Source organism: Nostoc sp. (genome assembly GCF_036919815.1).
Lineage (GTDB): Bacteria > Cyanobacteriota > Cyanobacteriia > Cyanobacteriales > Nostocaceae > Nostoc.
The window spans coordinates 1-20,578 of sequence record NZ_JBALCE010000052.1; the positions used below are offsets into that span (position 1 = coordinate 1).

At 43.6% G+C, this 20,578-nt stretch carries 32 protein-coding genes and 1 tRNA gene; 14 read left to right on the forward strand and 19 right to left on the reverse strand.

What is annotated here, in order from left to right; translation table 11 throughout:
- The 10 genes from V7K15_RS13015 to V7K15_RS13060 form a co-directional block, all read right to left on the reverse strand.
- Nucleotides 1-965, reverse strand: a 965-nt coding sequence (locus V7K15_RS13015) for a hypothetical protein (RefSeq protein WP_334905917.1), incomplete at its 3' end; no start/stop codon positions are given.
- Nucleotides 966-1,466 carry a hypothetical protein gene (locus V7K15_RS13020; protein ID WP_334905918.1) on the reverse strand — a complete coding sequence of 167 codons (501 nt, stop codon included), beginning with the start codon at nt 1,464-1,466 and terminating at the stop codon, nt 966-968. It abuts the gene before it with no gap.
- A gap of 2 nt (nt 1,467-1,468) precedes the next feature.
- Complete coding sequence (locus V7K15_RS13025) at nt 1,469-1,786, reverse strand: hypothetical protein (protein ID WP_334905919.1); 318 nt, start codon at nt 1,784-1,786, stop codon at nt 1,469-1,471.
- A 307-nt stretch (nt 1,787-2,093) separates the two neighbouring features.
- Nucleotides 2,094-2,336 (reverse strand): hypothetical protein, encoded by a 243-nt coding sequence (locus V7K15_RS13030; RefSeq protein WP_334905920.1) that lies wholly within the window; start codon nt 2,334-2,336, stop codon nt 2,094-2,096.
- 163 nt (nt 2,337-2,499) lie between these two features.
- Complete coding sequence (locus tag V7K15_RS13035) at nt 2,500-5,265, reverse strand: VapE domain-containing protein (RefSeq protein WP_334905921.1); 2,766 nt, start codon at nt 5,263-5,265, stop codon at nt 2,500-2,502.
- A 150-nt stretch (nt 5,266-5,415) separates the two neighbouring features.
- Nucleotides 5,416-5,733 (reverse strand): hypothetical protein, encoded by a 318-nt coding sequence (locus V7K15_RS13040; protein ID WP_334905922.1) that lies wholly within the window; start codon nt 5,731-5,733, stop codon nt 5,416-5,418.
- Between the two features lie 3 nt (nt 5,734-5,736).
- The gene (locus V7K15_RS13045; protein WP_334905923.1) at nt 5,737-6,027 is read right to left on the reverse strand and encodes a hypothetical protein; all 291 of its coding nucleotides are present in this window, start codon (nt 6,025-6,027) and stop codon (nt 5,737-5,739) included.
- Nucleotides 6,028-6,032: 5 nt separating this feature from the next.
- The gene (locus V7K15_RS13050; RefSeq protein WP_334905924.1) at nt 6,033-6,296 is read right to left on the reverse strand and encodes a hypothetical protein; all 264 of its coding nucleotides are present in this window, start codon (nt 6,294-6,296) and stop codon (nt 6,033-6,035) included.
- 40 nt (nt 6,297-6,336) lie between these two features.
- Nucleotides 6,337-6,567, reverse strand: a complete 231-nt coding sequence (locus V7K15_RS13055) for a hypothetical protein (RefSeq protein ID WP_334905925.1) — start codon at nt 6,565-6,567, stop codon at nt 6,337-6,339.
- Between the two features lie 14 nt (nt 6,568-6,581).
- Nucleotides 6,582-6,806 (reverse strand): hypothetical protein, encoded by a 225-nt coding sequence (locus tag V7K15_RS13060; RefSeq protein WP_334905926.1) that lies wholly within the window; start codon nt 6,804-6,806, stop codon nt 6,582-6,584.
- Between the two features lie 291 nt (nt 6,807-7,097).
- Between V7K15_RS13060 and V7K15_RS13065 the strand changes: the two genes are divergently transcribed.
- On the forward strand, nt 7,098-7,373 hold the full coding sequence (locus V7K15_RS13065) for a KGK domain-containing protein (RefSeq protein ID WP_334905927.1): 276 nt from the start codon (nt 7,098-7,100) through the stop codon (nt 7,371-7,373).
- A gap of 224 nt (nt 7,374-7,597) precedes the next feature.
- On the opposite strand, the gene V7K15_RS29980 is transcribed toward V7K15_RS13065, so the two are convergent.
- Complete coding sequence (locus V7K15_RS29980; RefSeq protein ID WP_442949671.1) at nt 7,598-7,789, reverse strand: ribbon-helix-helix domain-containing protein; 192 nt, start codon at nt 7,787-7,789, stop codon at nt 7,598-7,600.
- Between the two features lie 293 nt (nt 7,790-8,082).
- On the opposite strand from V7K15_RS29980, the gene V7K15_RS13075 reads away from it, so the two are divergent.
- The 12 genes from V7K15_RS13075 to V7K15_RS13130 all read left to right on the forward strand — a co-directional run bounded on the left by V7K15_RS13075 (nt 8,083) and on the right by V7K15_RS13130 (nt 13,002).
- Complete coding sequence (locus V7K15_RS13075) at nt 8,083-8,283, forward strand: hypothetical protein (RefSeq protein ID WP_334905929.1); 201 nt, start codon at nt 8,083-8,085, stop codon at nt 8,281-8,283.
- 126 nt (nt 8,284-8,409) lie between these two features.
- Nucleotides 8,410-8,634: a peptide ABC transporter substrate-binding protein gene (locus V7K15_RS13080; protein ID WP_334905930.1), complete on the forward strand. Its 225-nt coding sequence runs from the start codon at nt 8,410-8,412 to the stop codon at nt 8,632-8,634.
- 66 nt (nt 8,635-8,700) lie between these two features.
- Nucleotides 8,701-9,003, forward strand: coding sequence for a hypothetical protein (locus tag V7K15_RS13085; protein ID WP_334905931.1), 303 nt, complete (start codon nt 8,701-8,703; stop codon nt 9,001-9,003).
- Nucleotides 8,978-9,439 carry a hypothetical protein gene (locus V7K15_RS13090; protein WP_334905932.1) on the forward strand — a complete coding sequence of 154 codons (462 nt, stop codon included), beginning with the start codon at nt 8,978-8,980 and terminating at the stop codon, nt 9,437-9,439. Before V7K15_RS13085 ends, V7K15_RS13090 begins: the two co-directional genes overlap by 26 nt.
- A complete protein-coding gene (locus V7K15_RS13095) occupies nt 9,426-9,680 on the forward strand; it encodes a hypothetical protein (protein ID WP_334905933.1) in 255 nt (84 codons plus the stop codon). Before V7K15_RS13090 ends, V7K15_RS13095 begins: the two co-directional genes overlap by 14 nt.
- Nucleotides 9,681-9,689: 9 nt before the next feature.
- Nucleotides 9,690-10,211: a hypothetical protein gene (locus tag V7K15_RS13100; RefSeq protein ID WP_334905934.1), complete on the forward strand. Its 522-nt coding sequence runs from the start codon at nt 9,690-9,692 to the stop codon at nt 10,209-10,211.
- Entirely contained in the window at nt 10,211-10,483 is a 273-nt protein-coding gene (locus V7K15_RS13105) for a hypothetical protein (RefSeq protein WP_292840365.1), read from the forward strand. Before V7K15_RS13100 ends, V7K15_RS13105 begins: the two co-directional genes overlap by 1 nt.
- Entirely contained in the window at nt 10,465-11,001 is a 537-nt protein-coding gene (locus V7K15_RS13110; protein ID WP_334905935.1) for a hypothetical protein, read from the forward strand. The genes V7K15_RS13105 and V7K15_RS13110 overlap by 19 nt, the downstream gene beginning before the upstream one ends.
- Nucleotides 10,994-11,140: a hypothetical protein gene (locus tag V7K15_RS13115; RefSeq protein WP_334905936.1), complete on the forward strand. Its 147-nt coding sequence runs from the start codon at nt 10,994-10,996 to the stop codon at nt 11,138-11,140. The genes V7K15_RS13110 and V7K15_RS13115 overlap by 8 nt, the downstream gene beginning before the upstream one ends.
- 14 nt (nt 11,141-11,154) lie before the next feature.
- Nucleotides 11,155-11,433, forward strand: coding sequence for a hypothetical protein (locus tag V7K15_RS13120; RefSeq protein WP_334905937.1), 279 nt, complete (start codon nt 11,155-11,157; stop codon nt 11,431-11,433).
- Between the two features lie 4 nt (nt 11,434-11,437).
- Nucleotides 11,438-11,857 (forward strand): hypothetical protein, encoded by a 420-nt coding sequence (locus V7K15_RS13125; protein WP_334905938.1) that lies wholly within the window; start codon nt 11,438-11,440, stop codon nt 11,855-11,857.
- Nucleotides 11,854-13,002: a site-specific integrase gene (locus V7K15_RS13130; RefSeq protein ID WP_334905939.1), complete on the forward strand. Its 1,149-nt coding sequence runs from the start codon at nt 11,854-11,856 to the stop codon at nt 13,000-13,002. Before V7K15_RS13125 ends, V7K15_RS13130 begins: the two co-directional genes overlap by 4 nt.
- Nucleotides 13,003-13,064: 62 nt before the next feature.
- Here the strand turns inward: V7K15_RS13130 and V7K15_RS13135 are convergent.
- The 4 genes from V7K15_RS13135 to V7K15_RS13150 form a co-directional block, all read right to left on the reverse strand.
- A tRNA-Phe gene (locus V7K15_RS13135) sits at nt 13,065-13,137 on the reverse strand.
- A gap of 74 nt (nt 13,138-13,211) precedes the next feature.
- Entirely contained in the window at nt 13,212-14,093 is an 882-nt protein-coding gene (locus V7K15_RS13140; protein ID WP_334905940.1) for a metal ABC transporter permease, read from the reverse strand.
- A gap of 114 nt (nt 14,094-14,207) precedes the next feature.
- Nucleotides 14,208-14,984, reverse strand: coding sequence for a metal ABC transporter ATP-binding protein (locus tag V7K15_RS13145; RefSeq protein WP_334905941.1), 777 nt, complete (start codon nt 14,982-14,984; stop codon nt 14,208-14,210).
- Nucleotides 14,985-15,069: 85 nt separating this feature from the next.
- Nucleotides 15,070-16,077, reverse strand: coding sequence for a metal ABC transporter substrate-binding protein (locus V7K15_RS13150; RefSeq protein ID WP_334905942.1), 1,008 nt, complete (start codon nt 16,075-16,077; stop codon nt 15,070-15,072).
- A gap of 320 nt (nt 16,078-16,397) precedes the next feature.
- On the opposite strand from V7K15_RS13150, the gene V7K15_RS13155 reads away from it, so the two are divergent.
- Entirely contained in the window at nt 16,398-18,023 is a 1,626-nt protein-coding gene (locus V7K15_RS13155) for an iron uptake porin (protein ID WP_334905943.1), read from the forward strand.
- 153 nt (nt 18,024-18,176) lie between these two features.
- Here V7K15_RS13155 and V7K15_RS13160 read toward each other — a convergent pair whose 3' ends face one another.
- From V7K15_RS13160 to V7K15_RS13175, 4 genes are all read right to left on the reverse strand, one after another.
- Entirely contained in the window at nt 18,177-18,872 is a 696-nt protein-coding gene (locus V7K15_RS13160; RefSeq protein WP_334905944.1) for an Npun_F0296 family exosortase-dependent surface protein, read from the reverse strand.
- 309 nt (nt 18,873-19,181) lie between these two features.
- Nucleotides 19,182-19,802: a DUF6745 domain-containing protein gene (locus V7K15_RS13165; RefSeq protein WP_334905945.1), complete on the reverse strand. Its 621-nt coding sequence runs from the start codon at nt 19,800-19,802 to the stop codon at nt 19,182-19,184.
- Nucleotides 19,774-19,956, reverse strand: a complete 183-nt coding sequence (locus tag V7K15_RS13170; protein WP_334905946.1) for a hypothetical protein — start codon at nt 19,954-19,956, stop codon at nt 19,774-19,776. Before V7K15_RS13170 ends, V7K15_RS13165 begins: the two co-directional genes overlap by 29 nt.
- Nucleotides 19,943-20,158, reverse strand: a complete 216-nt coding sequence (locus V7K15_RS13175) for a hypothetical protein (protein WP_334905947.1) — start codon at nt 20,156-20,158, stop codon at nt 19,943-19,945. Before V7K15_RS13175 ends, V7K15_RS13170 begins: the two co-directional genes overlap by 14 nt.
- Nucleotides 20,159-20,578 lie beyond the last annotated feature (420 nt).

A 20,578-nucleotide genomic window follows, 5' to 3' on the forward strand; every position in this document is an offset into this window, starting at 1 on the left:
TGAGCAACTCCTTTGAGTTCAGTTTCAGCAGTCTGAGCAACTCCTTTGAGTTCAGTTTCAGCAGTCTGAGCAACTCCTTTGAGTTCAGTTTCAGCCGACTGAGCAACTCCTTTGAGTTCAGTTTCAGCCGACTGAGCAACTCCTTTGAGTTCAGTTTCAGCAGTCTGAGCAACTCCTTTGAGTTCAGTTTCAGCCGACTGAGCAACTCCTTTGAGTTCGGTCTCAGCCGACTGAGCAACTCCTTTGAGTTCAGTTTCAGCCGACTGAGCAACTCCTTTGAGTTCAGTTTCAGCCGACTGAGCAACTCCTTTGAGTTCAGTTTCAGCCGACTGAGCCGCAGCCTCCACCGCACTCTCACCAGAACGAGCCGCAGCCTCCACCGCACTCTCACCAGAACGAGCCGCAGCTTCCACCGCACTCTCACCAGAACGAGCCGCAGCCTCCACCGCACTCTCACCAGAACGAGCCGCAGCTTCTAGTCCCCCTTTAGCAGAACTAGCCAAACCTTCTAGCCCCTCTTTTGCAGAACTGCCTACTGCTTCGACTCCCTCTTTTGCAGAACTGCCTAAAGCCCCGATTTCTGCGCTTCCCGCGCCAACTGCTTCAGAAATTTCTTTGAGTGCGCCCAACATAGCTGCTGCGATCGCAACAGGTACCGCATTTCCAATTATTCCAGCGATTACTGGTCCAGCTGCGGCTATGATTTCCGGGAGTATCAAAGCGAATAATGCGGCGACTAAATCAATAGCTATAAGCAGATCAATTTCTTGCTGAAGTCTCTCTATTCTTTCTAGTAATACCCCGGCATTCATTTCTATTGCAGCGCACCTTTCATTTACAAGGTGTATTTGTGCCTGTAAATTAGTAATTTTACCTTCCAATTCGGCACAGCAATCACACTGATGACCAGAGCAATTACTAATATTTGATAACGAGGAAATGAGAGCTTGTCCTGAACTAGACATTTAACAAACCTCGCTACCAATTTTAGAAATTAATGCTTCAATTGAGGAAAATTCACCCTGCTCAATACAAACCTTGCCATCGGGGCAGAATGTTGTTGGATCAACGCATTGTTTGCCGGGACTACAAGCCCCACCATTGGCACAAACAGCTTGACAATCAGTTAAGCTGGCGTAAGTTCCAGGGGTATGATATTGTGTCACTGCAACACACTGACCATTTAAACAATCATATTTTGTAACATTAATACATGAATTGCTACTAGAAGCAATGCTTACGTTAATGCTTCCAGGACTATTAGTTGCAAGTAAAATTGTTCCTAAATTTCCGTTAACGCGTAACTCATAAGTATTGCTAGGCGGACCGCCGATAACAACCATATAAGCACTTTGATAACTTCCATCTGGAACACTATAATTACCGGTATCTGTACCGTTACTATAACCAGGAGTGATAAAATTAACAGTTAAAGTACAACTGCCACCAGGATTAACTGTTGTCATTTTTAAACAGCATTAGGATCGAAAGTTGGGGCGCTATAGGTTCCGTAAAAACGTTCCGAATATTGGAATTGAGTCTTGGCAACACCGTTGCGAGTTATTGGGGAAGAAATTGTTAGATCGCTCGTTCCCATTACCGAGGTATCTGCATTAGCGGCGAACCAAGTATGAGCATAAGAAATAATCGCTGAGTAAAGCTCCAATGCTGTAGGATTTGCACCAGTTAAAGCCGGTAATGATGTCAAAGGAATCTCAAGAGTTTTGGGAGTCCCGGCGAATGTCGCAGTAGCGCCAAATAAATCAGTAATTGCTGGTTGACTCATAAACAGATTTTTGTGAAGCGAATACATCCGTTGTATGAGCAATTAAAAATTGTGTAAATATTCCAGTTTTATGTAGAAGTGGAATATTTCAGCGCTTGGGAAGCTATACGTAGAGGTGATTACAGGGATGCTACCTAGAGAATGAGAAGTATGCACCTATTTAACCTTCCTAGAGCGTAAAACAGGTACTTGAAACTAAGAGTTAGCTTTTAAAAATTAGTAATTACCCATAGTTAACTTTTGTTGTATATCTGCAACTAAAGTCTCCATGCTTACCAGTGGGGAAGCTTTAACTCCCCCAAAATTTCTAAACAGATGCCGGTTGCGGATTCACCAGCGCCACCAACTGTGTCAGCTTATCGTGCAGCGTTTGGATTTCCATTGCATTACCTTGCCCTGTGGCGATCGCTGTTTTGAGTTGTAATTCCAAATCAGTGATTCGCTGATCCTTAGAAGCTAGCTGTATTTCGTATGCTTGCTTTTGAGTGCCGAATCCGGTGACAAAGTTAATCGCATTATCGACTAAGGAGTTGATTTCGGTGAAGTCCATGATCGTGCCTGAGAAAAATCACCTTATTCTTAACACTCCTGACAAGCGTTTGACTCTGCCTGAAAAGAGCGATGCCTACGGCGGGCGGAGCCATCGCTCCGCCCGCAGGCATCACAGTCTTGACAGTACCATCGGTGACACTGAATGCGAGTTAGGTTTTTGTTCATTTCATTTCCTCAAACTCGCCAAGATGAGAAACTAATACCGTGTTATTCCGAGTTTTAAAGAGGAAATGGGCAAGAGCAGGAGGGTTGGGTATGCCCGTGAGAATACAATCTTCGATCCACTCGTAAGCATCATCTCCGAGAATCCGCACTTTGTATCTGCAATCTAAATTTTCAACTTTGGAACTCAATTTTCTACTTATTTTTTCTTGCCACTGCTGAATAACGCCACATTCTACAGACCATCTGGGTAGTAGCTTTTTATCTGGGGTTGCCTTGATAGTCTTGGTTAAAATCTGTGCGTCTGGCATCTCAAAAATAAGCCAGATTTTGCTCTCACCACTTTGGAATCGGTGATAGGGTTCGGCGCTGACCTGAACTGTTCCGAAGTCTGACTCTACTTTAAATATGAAAGGTTTCGTATTGTACAAGCTGTAGTAGTCGCATTTTTTGGGACAAGCAGCAGACAAACCCACGACATCTTCACTTAGTGGCTGTGAGGTTATGCAGTTTGTATCATCAAATTTAAAATTTTCATTTTTTGCAAAATCTACTGGATCAACTGGATCAACTGGATCACTGTTGCTGGAAGTATTGCTATGAGTGACTTCTTGTTGATCCAGTAAATGATCCAGTAGATTTGTTTTTACTGGATCAACTGGATCCGGATATAGACAAGTAACATCTAATACATTAATGTTATCCGGATCCAGTTGATCCAGTAACTGATCCAGTAGATTTGTTTTTACTGGATCAGTTACTGGATCACGTTGAAAGTCTTGATATATCAAGGTTTCTTCAGTCGATGATCCAGTTGATCCAGTTGATCCAGTAGAATTTTGATTTTTTGGGAATTTTTCAATCGTGATTTCTTCTAGAATCCATCCGCGCTTCCCCCTAACTCCAGATTCTCTACCCTGTTCCCAACCGAGGCGACGCATAACATTAGAAATTCGTCGGGCGGCGAATGTATCCTGGCTTGATGGTTCAAGTCCTAGCAATCTGTAAATGCTCTGAGTTGACACAAACTTCTGTCCAGGGCAAATAAACTCTTCTATGATTTCTAGCCACGGGTCGGTAATTTGGTACTCTTGATTCTGTTCGGCTCTCTTGACTTCTTCATCTTGGGAGAGACGGTAGGCATAGCCGGAATTATAGAGAGCGTTTGCAGCAGCCCAGATTTTATCCCTGAGTATCTGCACACGCTCGACGGGAATATTATTGGTTTTGACGGGGATGATCCAAAACCTTCTGTCCCCAGTTGGGTCATTGAGAATTTCTTTTTGATTAGTGGTGCCGACAAAAACGAATCCCCTCTGATAATCTACGGGCTGTCTGTCGTAGGGGGTTCTGAATGTTTCTTCCTTTTTAGCTAAAAAGCGCTTTAGTTCTTCTACGTCCTTACGCTTGTAGACAGTCTCGAACTCGCCCCACTCTAAACACCAGAAGCGGTGCATTTTCATTTTTTCGTCTTTGTCATTGTCATTCCCCAGGTCATCGGTAAACCAATCGTCGCCAAACAGAGTTCGCCAGAAGGTTGATTTTCTTATTCCCTGCTTGCCTTCCAGAATCAAAGCGCAGTCCATCCAGCAACCTGGTTGTCTCGCCCGTGCTACAGATGCCACTAGAAAATTCTTCAAATATGTGGCGTGAAGTGGGTCATTGGTCCCAAAAAACTGAAAGGCTAGATCATCGAGGAAAGAGCCTGTGATATCTGGGTGTTTGGCTCCTACCTCATTTAGATATTCAACTACTGGAGAATAAGCATTAGATTTTGCTATTTTTTCAATGATGGTAAATCCATCGTCTTTAGTAACATCAATATCAAACTCTAAAGCAATAATTAGCTTGATATGGTTCATGTCTAGGGAACTACCATATAGTTCGACATCTTTTTTGAGGGTATTGTATCGAAGATGCTCTCCCCAAATTTTATTGATTTCATGAAATCTCATAGCAGTTCTTGATTTAAATGTGTCTTCTTCTGCTTCCCGATTTTGGATTTCTTCTGTCCATTCCTCGAAGGTCAAAGCATTAGTTATTAATTCTTTGAATGACTCCTCGCCGTGTATGGCGATATAATCATCCATGCCTTTAGCTTCTCCTTCGGGGATTTGAAGGATCATGATTTTACTGCCCTTGGCTGCTAGCTCTCTGGACAAAGAGGAAAGAGCTTTCTGAACTGCAACCTTGTGTAGGATGTCGTTGTCAAAGCACAAGTAAAAGGTTCTGCCAAGTTTTGCAAATAGTTCTAGGTTCTGGTGTAGTCGCCCTTTTTTTCTGCACGTAGAAACCCCTGGAATCGAGATAGTCGGTAGGTTGATAGATAGTCCAGCAGCTGCCTTTTTAGCTCCCTCTGTGATGATGATAGAGGTGAGAACATCATCAAAAACAGTTTTCCAGTAATAGGGGATTCCTGTATTTAAAAATAGCGGGGCTGTCTCATAATCTTTAGCTCCTAAGTATTTTCTGATTTTGCCATCTTCACCTACATCTGGGGTATCAGGCTTTACTTGGACACCTTGCAATGTTGGCTCATCCGTCAATGGATCAATTCCAGAAACCATCCAGGCTGGTACTAGTTTATTTGAATGATTCCAGCGCTTTTTATTGTTTCTGTTTAGGATTCTATCAACTTCGTTAGAGTCGTCAATTGTTCGGAAGTTGAGCTTGATGAGTGTATCGGAAATAGCGCTTGATTTAAATTCTTTGAAGTGGCGTTCCAGGAGACTGCTATTGACAACACTAAGGGTAGATAAAATCATTGTGCTACCCTCCAGAAGATGCTAAGATTGTTTTCATAAATCATAAAAATTAAGTTTTACTAGCGGCTCCTTGTCGCTTTTTTTTTGCTTGTTGACAGGATGATAAGCATTCGTTAACCGTTCTCTAATGTCTTGATTTAGCGATCGCACTCATTCCTTTGAAATTCTCCTTTCTATCAAAAATTGGGCATTCTGTTTTAAGCAATCAATCAGTTTGGGGCTGTCCTGGCACATCTCTGGTAAATTTTCCAGAAAGGCAGATGCTAGCTGGGTTGCCTCAAATCTTTGTAAGTTGGGTTCTAGGATTTGCAAAAAATCTACAAAAAGATGCATTTGCAGTCCCATGTGCTGCGATGCCTGATTCATTTCCGGGCTGAGGAAGCCGATCGCATCGGGAGTAACTACGATCGCAGCTTTAATTTCTTCTTCTCTAGTCATAGTTTTTAAAAAGGGTCGTTCGGTTCGCATTATTCAAAATCCACTAGGGGTATTTAGGTTACGTTTTTCTTCCTGCTCTAGCAGCTTGAGAATCTGTTCTGCTGCGAAAGAGCGATCGTAGTGTGGCAGCCCAGAGCTAGAGATGGCCGCAAGCAGAAAATTGATTTCTTTTTCATCATCCAGAACTAAGGCAGGAAGCATATTTAGCATTAGCCTTGCGTAGGCTCGTACTTCCTTGTGGGTAAGCTTTTCGCCTTCCTTGTTGTTTTTGATTTGTTCAAGGAGAGGAACGATCGCCTTGTTTGATGTCTCAAAGCCAAACATTGGATTTATTCGGGGTTAGTGGTTGGGGAATCGGTCAGTTGCAAATAGAGGAGAAAGTTGTCTAATTCTTCCTCGGTCAACAGGAGGCGCGATCGCTTCCCGTAATATTTGAACAAATGCTCTCGACCTTGGGGAATAGTCCAATTGAGTCGTTCTATCTCCGCGTCGATCTGGTTCATTAGGTCTTCGATTCTTTCGCCTTCGGGTTTTTTATCAGTCATTGGGCATTGGGCATTGGGTAATCGACTGGGGAATCCTGGATGCATCATTTTTAAGAGGAGCGATCGCAGTTAGGAGTTAGGGTTAACACTAATCAAGAGAATTCTCTGGTGTTACTGCTAACTGAGTAAGCTTGACCCAAACAGATTTGTGGTACTCACTCTCTGGGGATAGGGAAACTCTGGCAGCTTGAAACCGACTGGTAGAGTCGGTTAACTCCAGAATGCAAAGTTCTCTGGTATTGAAGCTTTTGAGGATAACCCCGATATAGAAGCAGGGTTTTCCAAGGGCTATCAGTTCTAGCGCGTCGTCTCTTGTCATAGCTTTGATCGCACTCACGCAGCAGTGAAGTCAACGTAATAGTCACAACCCACACAAAATTGAGCCGATGCCTTTGGGTTGGTGATTTGTAGCGTAATCTGACCGGCTGGTGTGGCTTTCCAGAAGGTCAGATTTTCTTCGCTGGGCGGGTTAGTGGTTACTGGATGGAGGATAACTTCTGCTGTCTGGGTTTCGTGGTTGAAAATATTTCGCTGGCAGGTGAATTTAGCTCTGATCATTGGTTTTATTCCTTTGTTGGTGGAGATGGGAAAACTTAGCGAAGGCGGATCGAGGTATGAACTTGATCAGCCAGTTTGTATACCGAAAGAGAAAATCGAATGAGTAGTCATAGACGGAGACCGTCGAGCTTCAGCGATGAGAGCGAAAAATTCAGAGATGAGAAGAAGAAATATAGATTCGACTTCAGCGATGGAGACAGATTTAACTTGGACGATGAGGATCTTGTATCTAATTTTTCTTCAAAAGCTTTTGAGATACAGACAGATCACATACTTAGGCTCGACAACCTTGTGCGATCCCTGTGTTCCTGGGCTACGAAGAATAATTACCATGCTCCTGAGCACGACTGGTTTTCGGAAGGGGGTTGTAGGTGTAAGGTTTTACAGGTTAAAGGTAAAGGCGGAGGCTGGCAGAAGGGACGATTCCGTTTTCGGCTAGAATTCATCCCTGACGATCCAGAGGCTTTTTTGAAAAACTCCCCTACCGAACCTGAAAAAACTCAGTCACCCTTGGATGATCTGGGATCGCCACTAGATGATCTCCGATCGCAATTAGACACCCAATAGTCACAGATGCGTCGCCTGCCAGTAGATAGTCGGCGACATATCCATGAGAAAGCCGTCCACGCCTTTGCAGGCGGGACGGCGTTATAAAGCTTCTTGAAATTGTTTTTGGAGTTCGCCTCGAAGTACTCTAAACTCTTGAACTCTAGACTTGAGCCGATTTACTTCGTCATTAAGGCGCTGAATCTCATTCTCTTTAAGATCCACCTGATCGCAATATTCATCGATCAGGTTGTCAAGTACTCCCCCAGTAACTGCTGTTCCGGGGCTGAAGATACTTGATTGCGAGCGATGCGCTCGATTATCTCGCTTTTGCTGATTCCCAATAGATTCGCTTTCTCCTCCAGCAAGTCCACGGCTTCTGGAGAAATTGACAGATTCAGGCTCTGCTTCCTCTGTCCATGTAACGGCTTCCTCATTTTTTGTTGTACCCATAGACTTCCCCCTATTGTATCCGCACAGAACCTTTACATTTATTGAGCCTAGTATTAGACTATATTCAGTTGTATCCTCATACAACTGAATTTGCAACCCAGCGTAACAACTCTCATCCTCCCAAACCAGGTAGAGATAGCAGCCTACCGCCATTGAGGTAATTCAAAGACCTGCTAGGGGAAACTGCAACCGATAACTGACAACTGCATTCACCCATAAGTCGTAGCGATCGCGGGGTTAGCAGAACTGAACCAAACTTACCCAGGAGATAACCGACATGAAAGTGACAGTCAAAGAGCTAATTGAAAAGCTGCACGAGTACGAGCCAAATGCAGAGGTTGCGATCGAAGAACTCGAAAACGCTCAGGAATATTTCATCATCAGCTTTGCCCCAGGCGACAACAAACTGACCATTGTCATCAGTGAGGAAGAAGAGGACGACGAGGAAGAAGAGGACGACGAGGAAGAGGGAGGTTAACTGATTTTTGGCAATTAAAAATCCAGAGCGAAATGAGGCTCTGGATGAGATGAAGACAATGCATCAGGAAAGAGAAGATTAATGAGCAACAGCTTAACAGATAGCGAGTGAAACAGCAAAAAGGCGATGGCTACGCCCGCCGCAGGCATCGCAAGGCAACCAATGGAGGAACTAACACCAAGTCAATTACTTGACGCGAAAAACTGGATTAAAGATTGCTGCCCCTGGCGTGATCTACCAGAAGAACAAATTGATGAATTAACCGACGACGAGGTGACAGCAGGGATTGCAAGGCATTTTTCTGGTGGAATTAGCGAATTTAAGAAGATAGCGACACCGGAAGAGTATTGAAAAAGCGATCGCAATACAGAGCGATCGCCGAATGTAAATGGTTCTATCAATAAGGAGATTTTACCAATGTCTAAGCCATTAGGCTACTACACGAGTTACACCCCAGGCGATGAGTCATTCCTGGAAAAGCTACAAGAGGAATACGGCGCAACATTCGAGAAAATTAGCAAGAGAGAAAAGCTCTCTATATTGATGATTTTGGCATCAAACTTGGGAAACCAGCTTGACGGAGGTGTTCGCGGCGAAATTTACGCGATAGCGGGAGAAATGACAGATCAACTTTCACTCTCCGACCAAGCCGGAATCATGGAAGCGATTGTCAATCAAATTCGCTGGGGGCAGAATGCAAAACCTGTACACCACTCCTGAAGCGGCCAAAGTCACCGGCATTCCCCAAAGCACAATCCGCAGTTGGATGAGTCGCCATACTGAAGTATTCCAGATGGATATTCACGTTGCGATTGATGAACACGGGCAAAAACTGTGGACTGATGCGGGAATTGAACTGTTGCAAAGTCGCCGTGCATCGAAAAATGCAACTGACGACGATGCAGAAAATGATGCAGAATCCGATGCACCTGATTTACTTGAATCGCTTTTAGAAGAGGATGCACAGCGACTTGCTCAACAATATTGGCGACTGCTGCCAGGGCGAACGTTGCGGCGCATCAAGCAAATGCGGGACAATCCCACACCCCAGGAACGAGAAATAGTGCAATTATCAGTCCGCGCAGCGCTCAACGCCGGAACAGAGCATCTACTCTTACCCACCTATCAGCCAATGATGCTAGATGAAGCAGAGTAAACAGCAACCCAGTAGTAAAGTCGTACCATTCACCGGCGAATTTTACCCTGTTCCCGACGAGGAACCTACACCAGTAGTCAATAACGCCGCGGCTTATTTAGTAATCATCGCAGCTGCACTGGTTGCTGGCTTAAGCATTGGTGCAATCTCAACTTACCAAAGTGCGGATCAAGTGCAACTGCGCGAGATGAAAGCCCAAAGCCAACAGTTAGAAAAAGTCAAAAATCAAGTTTGCAGATAGGAGTAAACAATGGGAATCCTGGCACGAATTACCAATGCTGGAAAATCTAGCAAGAACGGTAGCAACAGTAATGAGGCTTCACTTTCCACAGGTGGCCACGGCATAGATAAAAATCGGGTACTGTCACCAACAGATCCCAGTGTGATAAACCCAGTGAACGTGGGTACTTGGGAGACTGTCAGGACAGCACCAGTAAATCATACACCACGCTACTTCAACAAAGCTGAAGCAGATGCACTTAAAGCTTGTGCAACTCAAAAGAGAGAAGAAGCACGCCAGGCACTACGTGCTTACAAATCTCTCAAGAAACTGGAAGAATCTGACGCACAGGTACACACTGCCCATCGTAGCTACATTAAGGGAGTTGCAAACAACGAACTCACGAAAAAACGCGCGGATGCATCAACTGCTAGACATCTGCACACACTCAGACCCGAATATGCAAAACTCGGTTTCGGCTTAGACCGGGCTGAGAACAAAGCCCAACAACGCGTTGACGAATTGAAAGCCAAAATCAAGGACAAATACTAATGGCAAAGGCGGTACACCTGGGGGCTTGGTTCCTTCTGGGGTGTATCGCCTCTAGCTCTGTGGCTTGGCTAGGGGCGTTGCATCCGGCGTTATTTCGGGTGATGTGGGTTATCTACATCATGTGTTGCGCTGCATTATGCCTTGCACTGCTTACGGACGACGCTGTTAGACCCTTTCTCAAATTGTCGCAGCACGACTATTATGCCTTGCTGATTGCGATCGCAGTTTCCATTGTCTTGGGAGGAATGTTGTCATGGCTGATAGGTGGTTAAAAACCAACTGCTTGCTAGCTAGTGCAACAGCCTTTTGGTTGGCGGCACTTTCTCCTGTCCCAGCGATCGCCAAGGGAATCAGCTACAGTTTGGCGCTAGTGGCATCGGTGCAACTGGTTGGTGAGTCACGCCGATTAATCGTGCAAGATGCTCGACGCGCAGCGCTTGTGGCGATGAACCAAGAGCTAGAACAAACAGAAGTTGCACTGCACACCCAGCAACAAGAGCAAGCGCTTTATGAAATCTATGGCGCTGCACCAACTTACCCGCCGGAAGTTAGGGAAGAGTTGACCACCAGCTTGGAACACTTATATAAAGAGCCGAGCGCGGATCGAACTGGGGAAGCTTCCACTTCCACGAACGAAAACAAAGCCTTTTATCTGGCAATTAAGTCGTTGTTAGAAGTCAAAGGTGAAACCTACGTTATCGAGCAAGTTTTAAAAATGGGCGGTCGTCGCTGGGAAGAAGGTAAACAGCGATTGCAACAAATCTTAGATGAGGGACAAAGGAATGGATAGTAATGAAGCCTTGGCATCTGCGCTTGTGAAAATGGCGACATCTCCAGTCAAGTTGAGTCTTTGCGCGATCGCACTCCAACCAGAATGCGATCGCGCGATAAAATTTCTGGGGTTTAAAAAACTTAAGAAATCCAACTAATTTGTAACTCTGCGATGAATTATCTCACTTATCACGATTTAGAAAAAGAAGACAAACACGGGTTTACTGCTGGGGAAGAATCACTAACCAAAGAATCTTTGGTAGTCCGCGAGATGATTATGCCTGGGATGCTTGGCTATCCAGACCTGTACGTAAGACACATTAATTTGGTTTTCAGAGAACAGCAATATCTGATCATCAGCATGACTGACTATGAATTGTCCGAAGCCAAAAAATTAGAAATATGCGCTGGTGCTGTGAAATTCTTGAAACAAAGAAGCGAAAGGAATTGATGCAATGAATCACAACTGCCCAAGGTGCGAATCTACGCGGCTACAGTATCAAGAAAATTACGGCTACTGGGAATGTTTGGACTGTGGTCATGTTTGGGCGTTTGACGAGGATGACCCAGATTACGACGAAGAACAGCTAGACCTGGGGACGTGCTGTGGCTGCGGTTGCACTGGGAAAACAGTACAAAATCTCATCATGTTGCAAAAAAAAGCTCCCGTACCTGGCACGGGCTGGGGTTGCTTGGTGTGTGGCGTGCCGAGCGATGGTGCCGTTGCTGTTGTCTGCAATGATTGCTTGGCGCGGCTAGACAAACACTCGGATGTCATTGAAGAAGTTATTTACGGCTATCCAATCGAGAAAAAACGGTATTCACTAGCTGCGCTAACGGAATTTTTTGACCACAGAGACATACCCCACGAATGAATGATGTACTTGCCAAAATTAACGATCGCCTAAAAATTGCCCAAACAGGCGTGAGAATTCAGCAAATCAGCAATCGTTTATACCTCCGCGCCACCCTACCGCCAAAGCCTAATTCCCAAAAAACCCAACCCTACCAACAACGCATCGCTCTGGGAATCTATGCTAGCGACGAGGGATTAAAACGAGCCGAAGCCGAGGCGAAACTCTTGGGTGGGTTAATCGCCTGTAAAAATTTTCGTTGGGATGCTTACCTAAAAGCCCCCAGCGTCGAATTGCTGGCAGTTGAAACTATTGAAGTTCTAATCCAAAGATTTGAAAAATATTATTTTCAAACGCGAGATCGCAATCAACAAACTCTTACTACCTGGTTAATTGATTATTGGCGAGTGTTTCAAAAATTGCCCCAAACCGATATTCTAAACGCTCAGAATATTTTAAAAGTGGTGACAAATACCATTCCCGACACCAAGACCCGCAAGCGTACCTGTATGGCGCTTTCAGCTATAGCCAAGTTTGCCCAAATAGAAATAAATCTCAAGCCATACAGAGGCAGATATAGCCCCAGACTCGTTACACCAAGGGACTTGCCAACGGATTTAACCATCGCCAAACATTTTTACGAGATTGAATCCGAGTCCTGGCGTTGGGTGTATGGGATGCTGGCGGCTTACGGCTTGCGGAATCATGAAGTCTTTCGGTTGGATTTTGGAGCGATCGCCAATGGAAACTACATTGTCAGCGTTGGTGAAAATTCTAAAACTGGTTCCCGGCGGGTTTGGCCTTGTTACCCAGAGTGGTTTGAAGAGTTCAATTTGCAAGAGGTGGTCTTGCCAAAAGTTGATTTGAACCAAGCGAATCACGCTTTGGGTCACGTTGTCACTGTTTGGTTTAAGCGCCATGAAATTGGGTTTGCCCCTTACAGCTTGCGCCACTGCTGGGCAATTAGATCCCTAGAGTTTGGCTTAGACATCACCCTATCCGCGCAACAAATGGGACACAGCGCCAAGGTTCACTCGGAACTTTACCATCACTGGATTAGCGAAAAGCATCACCAGAGGGCTTTTGAACTGATGAGCAATAAGAGCGACAGGCCCAGTGTGCCGAAAATTTTGGGACATCAAAACGGGTTAAAATCTTTTGACTAAAGCTTGCCTAAGAGAAATAGATGATTTTGAGTCACAATCCCTTGATATTGCGTTGTAAATTATGCCAGGAACCGGACTTGAACCGGTGACACGAGGATTTTCAGTCCTCTGCTCTACCAACTGAGCTATCCCGGCTGGGGCTTTTGTGAGCCACGATTACTAAATGTAGCAAACATCAGAGAATATAGCAAGCCCTTGGAGAAAAATATTTATGCGACCTTCAACCTCAACTTGAACCAGATGAAAACGGCTACAAATATCAGAAACTGGACAAGAACAATACTTGGGCCAGAAGCAAAGTTGAAAATACCTGACATAATGATGCCAGCAATGCTGCTGATGGAACCAACTATCACCGACATGACTAGAAAGCGGCTAAAGTGGTGACTCATCAGTTTGGCGGTAGAGGCGGGAATAACTAAAAAGGCGTTCACCAGTAAAACACCAACAGCTTTAATCGCTACAGCAACGGCGAGTGAAAGCAAGACCACAAATACATAGCGGTACAATTGGACGGGAATACCTTGAACTTGCGCGACATCGGGGTTAAGGGTCAATAAAATTTGCTGGCGCAGGGTTGATAGTAAAAATATGCTACCTCCTACAAGTACTAGCAGCGTCAAAATCAAATCTGTGGTATCGATCGCTAGAATATCCCCGAACAGCACCGCCATCAAGTTGCCACGATATCCTTTAATCAGGCTCGTGAGAATCACACCGATCGCTAATGCCCCAGATAGCACTATGCTAAGTACACTATCGCTAGCTAAGTCGGTTTTGTCGATGAAGTAGAGGACAATAACGCCAAAAACCAAGGTAAAAGGTAACAGCATCCAAGTAGGATTTATTTGTAGCAGCACACCTAACGCCACACCTACTAATGCTGCATGACCAACCGCGTGACTGAAAAAGGATAACTGGCGCAAGGTGACAAAACTACCCAACATACCGCCAAGTATTCCCATTAATACAGCACCGACGATCGCACGCTGCATAAAGGGGAATTGTAACAACTGTAGCAAGTCATTGCTATTAGCGATCGCAAGCCTTGCTATCTGACAATCATTGCAGAAATTTATAATTACTGGCATCTTTCATTCTTTAATTACGAATTACGTTAGCGAGTCATCTCCCTTCGCGTAGCGTCTCGTAGAGAAGGGGAGACGCTAAGAGCGAACGAGCGTCATTACGAATTACGAATTATTTTAATGTTGGTGCTGGTAGCGACTGAAACCTGGACCATAGGTTGCTAACAGATTTTGCGGTGAAAGGGCAATTTCGGGCTTACCAGTACAAACAATACTTTGATTCAGGCAAAGCACGCGATCGCAATGGCGATTTACCATATCAATATCATGAGAAACTTGCAATACTGTCCAACCCTCCTCCCGCTTTAATTCATTTAGCAAAGCATAAAAATCTGCTGTACCTTGCACATCAACACCAGCAAAGGCTTCATCTAGTACCAACAGTTTCCGAGGCATTACCAAACAATAAGCCAATAAAACCCGCTTCAGTTGACCACCGCTAAGAGTACCAATAGCTTGATGCTGTAAATGATAAGCATCAGTTCGCCGTAAAGCTTCTGCTACTGCTGCTGATTTTTCCCGGTCTTGTTTCCACATACTAGAGAAAAATGAATCCTTTCTTTTCCCTTCATTAGTCCATCCCAGCCCCACCAACTCGCTAACAGAAATGGGAAAACTGCGGTCAAAGATGAAGTTTTGCGGCATATAGCCCAACAGGTGACGTAAACGCCCTAGCCTTGCAATTGGACGACCCAATATTTCAATCGTCCCAGCACTTCGAGGTATCAAATCTAAAACCGCTTTTACCAGGGTACTTTTACCAGCGCCATTGGGGCCAACGATGGCTGTATCTGTTCCTGGCAACAATTCAAAGGAAACATCTTGAACAGCTAGATAGCTGCCTTGATAGACAGTTAATCCTTCTACTTTCAAAATAGCAATGTCATTTATCATTTGTGATTTGTCATTGGTTATTGGTCATTAGTCATTAGTCATTGGTCATTTGCAAAGGACAAAGGACAACTGAGAAATGACAAACCTATTTACACGCCGTTTCCAGAGTTTGCAAGTTAGCTTTCATAGCCTTGAAATAATGCTGCGGATCTGTTTCGCCAGTTTCCAGAGAATCCAAAGGACGCAAAGTTAACTTCAAGTCTTTGGAGAGGCTGACCAGCAGTTTATTATCTACTCCTGGTTCACTAAATAAAGCTTTAACTTTGTACTTTTTCACTGCATTAACTGCATTTTGCACATCCGTTGGTGAAAGTTGATCTTCAGGAATTTGCACCACAGCAACTTGCTTGAGGTTATAACGTTTAGCTAAATATGGAAACGCATCATGAAAGGTAATAAAGGTGCAAGTAGGAGTTTTCTGCAAAGTCTGCTGAAATTCACTATTTAAACTTTCTAATTGTTTAATATAAGCCGCAGCATTAGCCTCATAAGTAGTTTTATTTGCCGAGTCAGCAGCAATTAAGCCATCCCGAATATTTGTTACCTGCTGTTTTGCCAAAACTGGATCTAACCAAATGTGCGGATTACCTTGAGCGTGTTCATCGTCTTTTTCCTCTTGCGTCGTTTTCACAACAGGTGAAATTTCATTTAAGGGTTTAATACCTTTACTGGCATCAATTTCAGCTAATTTGGGATTTTGGGCATTTTTGACAGTATTTTCCAGAAATACCTCTAGCCCTAAACCATTTTTTACTAACACATTTGCAGTAGCGATCGCCTTGACATTTTCTGGTGTCGCTTGGTATTCATGCACCTCCGTACCAGGTGGCACTAGAATTTCTACATCTGCCACATTTCCAGCCACTGCCTTAGTAAACAAATATATCGGCAAAAGTGTTGTCACTACTTTAGTTTTTCCCGACTGCGCCGGTGGAATAGATCGAGTTTCCTGTGCTTGCGGCGACTGTTCGGAAGTTGTTCCCTGATTTGGATTCGATTGACTACAGCCAGTAACCATTGACAACATTAGCAGAGTAATTACCGATAAGATGCCGCTTCTTTGTCTGCCTGTTCTAAGTCCTCTGCAATTCATAATCACCGTGTTTTCTCCTCAAAACGGATGCAAGTCTGTCTCTGTCACAATTCCTATTCTGCATTTTATACTATAATAATTCTCATTCTCATTCAAGATACATAATATCATTCTGGGTTTCCTGTGTAATGAGTAACAGTGAAACTTTTCACCCGGTACAGCCCTCTGCAATTTAGTTTTCCCTGAATTATTAGGATTTATTGACTTTATTTATTAATAAGTTTGCTTAATTCTGATAAAGTTACTGATAAAGATTCTCATAAAAATACGTTTAAGAAACGTGGTTTGGGTGTGAATTGTAGATAAGTGTGAGGTGAAAAATGCAAAAATTCTGTAAATATCTGCTAGTTAGTCCAGCAATCTGGGGTGCAATGCTATTTGTGAATACTGCTACATTTGCAGGTGAAACATCGAGTAAGTCTGAAATCAATCAACCGCAAGTTTCAGCTAATCCAGACACAAAAGCACAGAACATAGCGCCAGTTCAGACAATAGGGCAAGTTACCTCTGTGTCTCAATTTTCCGACGTACAACCCACTGATTGGGCATTCCAAGCATTGCAGTCCTTAGTTGAGCGCTATGGCTGTATTGCAGGATACCCAAATAGCACTTATCGTGGTAATCGGGCATTGACGCGATATGAGTTTGCTGCTGGTTTGAATGCTTGTCTTAACCGCCTTAACGAACTAATTGCTACAGCCACTGGTGATTTAGTTAAAAAAGAAGATTTAGCCACATTACAAAAGCTGCAAGAAGACTTTTCAGCCGAACTAGCGACACTCCGGGGTCGTGTAGATTCAGTAGAAGCACACACTGCTGAATTGGAAGCGAATCAGTTCTCAACCACAACCAAGCTGAATGCGGAAGTGGTAATAGCGATCGCCAGCGTCATAAGTGGAAACAGAGTTAATGGTCAAAAAGTCAACCAAAATACTGTCCTTGCAGACCGGGTGCGTCTGAACTTCGACACTAGTTTCACAGGTCAAGATTTACTCAGAACACGACTTCAGGCAACAAACCTAGACCCCTTCTCTCAGACTGCTACCTTTACACCAGAAGGTGACTTCCGATTTGCTGGTGGTAACAACAGTAATGGAGTTGTGGTAGACGCGCTGTTGTATCAGTTTCCTCTCGGTAAGAGAACAGGTGTCACCCTGGAAGCAAATGCAGGTGCAATTGATGATTTCACTAACACAGTCAACCCTTACTTAGATGGGGACGGTGGTAGCGGTGCCTTTTCCCAATTTGGGAGTCGCAACCCAATTTATTATCTAGTTAATGGTACTGGTATAGGAATAAAACACGAGTTCAGTGATAACCTCGAACTAAGCTTGGGGTATTTAGCGAATGATGCTGCTAGCCCTCAGCTAGGCTCTGGACTATTGAACGGTGCTTATGGTGCTATGGCGCAGTTAACTGTAAAGCCTAGCGACCAAATTACCCTTGGTTTGACCTACATTAACGCCTACAAAAATACTTTTTTTGCCAATGGTAGTGGTGGTAGCAATAACGCTAATGACAACATATTGCAGAATGCTTCTAGCAACTCCTACGGTATAGAAGCATCCTTTCAACCTAGCTCAAAATTCGTGATTGGCGGTTGGGCTGGCTTGACGCAAGCTCGCGTCCTTTCAGTGACTCCTGGTGATGCTGAAATCTGGAACTATGCTGTTACACTGGCTTTCCCGGATCTTGGTAAAAAAGGTAACATTGCAGGCATTATTGTGGGTATGGAACCTAAAGTTACCAGTGTGAGCAGTTCTCTGAGCAATGCAGGTATCAACAAAGATCCAGACACTTCATATCACATTGAAGGTTTTTATCAATATAGCCTGAGTGACAATATCAGCATTACCCCAGGAATTATCTGGTTAACAGCGCCAGATCATAACAATCAAAACGATGATATTGTGATTGGTACAGTGAGAACCACATTCACTTTCTAATTTTCCCAATTTTACCTAAAGACGCAAATTTATTATTTGTGTCTTCGCTTTTTTGGATGATTTCAAAATAAAAACCCAGCATTTTTTGCTGGGTTTTATATCTTAAAATGAGAATGATATTGTTAGTTTATCATCTGGTCTAAATAGATGATTTTAAACTAACTTTGATTTCCGTTTCACAAATGAACCAGCACTCATAATACCGAACGCTAGCAAGCCCAATGTTGCAGTAGGTTCAGGGACACTAGCTAATCTGTAGCTATGGTTATCACTTTCAAATGCAACACCACTAGAACTTAGGACTACCTTATTAAAAGTCTGTCCCTGATCTGCGAGGAAATTAACGAAAACATTGTCCTGAGGACTACTCTGATTACCGCTAGCAGTACTTCCAGGAACTTGGCTGCCAGTAAAGGTATTCAACAGAGTATTGCCGTTAAAAAATGCGATCGAATTATACGTGTCAATTGAACCCCAGTCCAAGCCAAAGTAATCAAGTGCTTGAGCAAAATCAATCGTCACAGAACCAGTGTTGCCTTTGACGTTGGAGCTTACGGGAGAAATAGTTAAATATTTGCTTGTATCACCAGCCGGTGCAGCATATTGACTATCTACGGTTCCTTGAACTACCGTGGGAGTACCAACAGGAGAAGAGTATTTAGCAAATCCAGTGGTCGGTGCGCCACTTTCAAAATTAACTGTAACGGCTCCAGCAACAGTAGAGAATATCCCATTTGGAGTAGGAGTTGTGCTTCCTCTAGTCAGGGTAACAGCGCCAGCTGGGTTAGCACTCATCAAAAGAACTGCTGTTCCAACTAAGGCTAATGATAGTTTTTGCACAGTAGACATTGATTTATTACCTGAAACATTTGATACCCATACCCTGGCATATCAGGCTGGGATTTGTGTAGTAGGCAAGAATCATTTTTATCAAAACAATTTATTGAGCCAATAAATCTGAAGATGGCAAAAAAGTTTTTATAATAAAGCATCTGAAGAGAATTAATCTAAAAAATTTGTCAGTATATATACTGAATTAATGAAGCTTTGTTTAAGTTTAGAGTTTTATGTTGTACAGTCAATTTTACTGATGTATGGTAGGGTCGATCGTTTGTGTTTATACTTACTATTTTTTTAGTTTGTTGTCCTACTCAAAACTCAGGTTTGCACAGCAAATTCTTCTGGATCAACATCCCAATTTATCCAGCGAATTGCTTCACGCGCTGAGTTCATATTCGGTGGAACTCGCAAGGCGTGAATAAAGCTTGTGCTAGGGCAAGTCATTTTTAATAAATAAATTGGTTCTTCATCAACATCAGCATCAATTTTTAATAGCGTGTATTCATTCCAAGTATCTAATTCAATAGCTTGTAATTCTTGGCAAATTCGGGCGTAATCAATACCCTGAATTAGCACTCGCTGCAGTTCGGCGTTTTCCTCTGTCAAAAGCCATTGAGATTGCCATTGCTGCGGGTGGATTTTACCGTATTTTTCAGGCAAAGTTACACCGTGGTATGAGTACAAACTATATCCATCGGTAAATTCAATAGCGGGTTCACCTTCAGCGTGGAGGCGATTTTGATTGTCGAAACGCAGGTGAAGGGGGCGATCGCAGATAATACAAATATCATCATACGCAAACAACCAACCACATTCTTGAATTAAAGATTGAAATACTTTCCATTCCTGTTGAGGATAATCAATGTTCAAAGCAGAGATATAGAAATCAAACTCAGTCATGCGATTAACTTCAATTTCTGGTTGAAAGCAGCCATTCATAGCCAAAGTCAATTGCAACATAGGCAGCTTTTACAGCTTCCGCCGCCTTCTCTCTATCAATTCGCTCAGTTGAAAGCGCAATTTTTCGCCACTTCTTTCGATAAACTGGAATCAAAGCCTCTTGCTCAGGCGTTAACTTTTCAATCAGCGACATAACGCCAACCTTCAGGCTCGTATTCCCTCTGAATTTTCACCATCCAATCACCTTGGGGAATAGAAATAGCTTTATGCTCCTCATGAGCTAGCAATGCCGACTTGGAAAACACACGTAAATAGAGTGTGCTATCTTGTTCGTATAATTCCGCCTTGGCCTCAGTAATACGATGTTTATGACCCGTAACTTCGCCTTCTGCCAAAGTTAAATGAGGTATTTTTTATCCTTCAACCTGCTGCACAGGTAGTAAAATTACATCACCTTGACGAATTGGTTGCATAGTTTTGCCTCAAGCGGATAGGTATAAACCCCACTTCGCTTTTACTCTCAAGTTTGTTTTAATTTTGGCACAAGCTCTATGAGAGTGGGGCATTGGGCATTGGGCATTGGTTATTTCTTCCCCACTCCCCATTCCCCAATTAAAGGATATTTTGAAAACTTTACTCGCCAATTATGCGTTAGATAAGTTAAAGATTGAAATAGCTGGAATATTCACACCCAGCGTTCCCCTACCCTATCCTTTAGGAAGGACTGCACCCTAAGTTAAGCGGATTTTCGCCCTAACGGGCAGTTTGTGTGAGGATTAAATCACCGCCCTAAGCGTGACCTTTTATCTTGACAA

Coding starts and splice junctions, on each gene's coding strand:
- V7K15_RS13085 (WP_334905931.1), top strand. CDS start 8,701: ATGTCTAAGCCATTAGGCTACTACACGAGTTACACCCCAGGCGATGAG.
- V7K15_RS13140 (WP_334905940.1), bottom strand. CDS start 14,093: ATGCCAGTAATTATAAATTTCTGCAATGATTGTCAGATAGCAAGGCTT.
- V7K15_RS13020 (WP_334905918.1), bottom strand. CDS start 1,466: ATGACAACAGTTAATCCTGGTGGCAGTTGTACTTTAACTGTTAATTTT.
- V7K15_RS13130 (WP_334905939.1), top strand. CDS start 11,854: ATGAATGATGTACTTGCCAAAATTAACGATCGCCTAAAAATTGCCCAA.
- V7K15_RS13075 (WP_334905929.1), top strand. CDS start 8,083: ATGAAAGTGACAGTCAAAGAGCTAATTGAAAAGCTGCACGAGTACGAG.
- V7K15_RS13145 (WP_334905941.1), bottom strand. CDS start 14,984: ATGATAAATGACATTGCTATTTTGAAAGTAGAAGGATTAACTGTCTAT.
- V7K15_RS13045 (WP_334905923.1), bottom strand. CDS start 6,027: ATGTTTGGCTTTGAGACATCAAACAAGGCGATCGTTCCTCTCCTTGAA.
- V7K15_RS13115 (WP_334905936.1), top strand. CDS start 10,994: ATGGATAGTAATGAAGCCTTGGCATCTGCGCTTGTGAAAATGGCGACA.
- V7K15_RS13105 (WP_292840365.1), top strand. CDS start 10,211: ATGGCAAAGGCGGTACACCTGGGGGCTTGGTTCCTTCTGGGGTGTATC.
- V7K15_RS13095 (WP_334905933.1), top strand. CDS start 9,426: ATGAAGCAGAGTAAACAGCAACCCAGTAGTAAAGTCGTACCATTCACC.
- V7K15_RS13165 (WP_334905945.1), bottom strand. CDS start 19,802: ATGAATGGCTGCTTTCAACCAGAAATTGAAGTTAATCGCATGACTGAG.
- V7K15_RS13150 (WP_334905942.1), bottom strand. CDS start 16,077: ATGAATTGCAGAGGACTTAGAACAGGCAGACAAAGAAGCGGCATCTTA.
- V7K15_RS13170 (WP_334905946.1), bottom strand. CDS start 19,956: ATGTCGCTGATTGAAAAGTTAACGCCTGAGCAAGAGGCTTTGATTCCA.
- V7K15_RS29980 (WP_442949671.1), bottom strand. CDS start 7,789: ATGAGGAAGCCGTTACATGGACAGAGGAAGCAGAGCCTGAATCTGTCA.
- V7K15_RS13125 (WP_334905938.1), top strand. CDS start 11,438: ATGAATCACAACTGCCCAAGGTGCGAATCTACGCGGCTACAGTATCAA.
- V7K15_RS13030 (WP_334905920.1), bottom strand. CDS start 2,336: ATGGACTTCACCGAAATCAACTCCTTAGTCGATAATGCGATTAACTTT.
- V7K15_RS13040 (WP_334905922.1), bottom strand. CDS start 5,733: ATGCGAACCGAACGACCCTTTTTAAAAACTATGACTAGAGAAGAAGAA.
- V7K15_RS13100 (WP_334905934.1), top strand. CDS start 9,690: ATGGGAATCCTGGCACGAATTACCAATGCTGGAAAATCTAGCAAGAAC.
- V7K15_RS13050 (WP_334905924.1), bottom strand. CDS start 6,296: ATGATGCATCCAGGATTCCCCAGTCGATTACCCAATGCCCAATGCCCA.
- V7K15_RS13120 (WP_334905937.1), top strand. CDS start 11,155: ATGAATTATCTCACTTATCACGATTTAGAAAAAGAAGACAAACACGGG.
- V7K15_RS13060 (WP_334905926.1), bottom strand. CDS start 6,806: ATGATCAGAGCTAAATTCACCTGCCAGCGAAATATTTTCAACCACGAA.
- V7K15_RS13025 (WP_334905919.1), bottom strand. CDS start 1,786: ATGAGTCAACCAGCAATTACTGATTTATTTGGCGCTACTGCGACATTC.
- V7K15_RS13110 (WP_334905935.1), top strand. CDS start 10,465: ATGGCTGATAGGTGGTTAAAAACCAACTGCTTGCTAGCTAGTGCAACA.
- V7K15_RS13090 (WP_334905932.1), top strand. CDS start 8,978: ATGCAAAACCTGTACACCACTCCTGAAGCGGCCAAAGTCACCGGCATT.
- V7K15_RS13035 (WP_334905921.1), bottom strand. CDS start 5,265: ATGATTTTATCTACCCTTAGTGTTGTCAATAGCAGTCTCCTGGAACGC.
- V7K15_RS13080 (WP_334905930.1), top strand. CDS start 8,410: ATGGCTACGCCCGCCGCAGGCATCGCAAGGCAACCAATGGAGGAACTA.
- V7K15_RS13155 (WP_334905943.1), top strand. CDS start 16,398: ATGCAAAAATTCTGTAAATATCTGCTAGTTAGTCCAGCAATCTGGGGT.
- V7K15_RS13160 (WP_334905944.1), bottom strand. CDS start 18,872: ATGTCTACTGTGCAAAAACTATCATTAGCCTTAGTTGGAACAGCAGTT.
- V7K15_RS13055 (WP_334905925.1), bottom strand. CDS start 6,567: ATGACAAGAGACGACGCGCTAGAACTGATAGCCCTTGGAAAACCCTGC.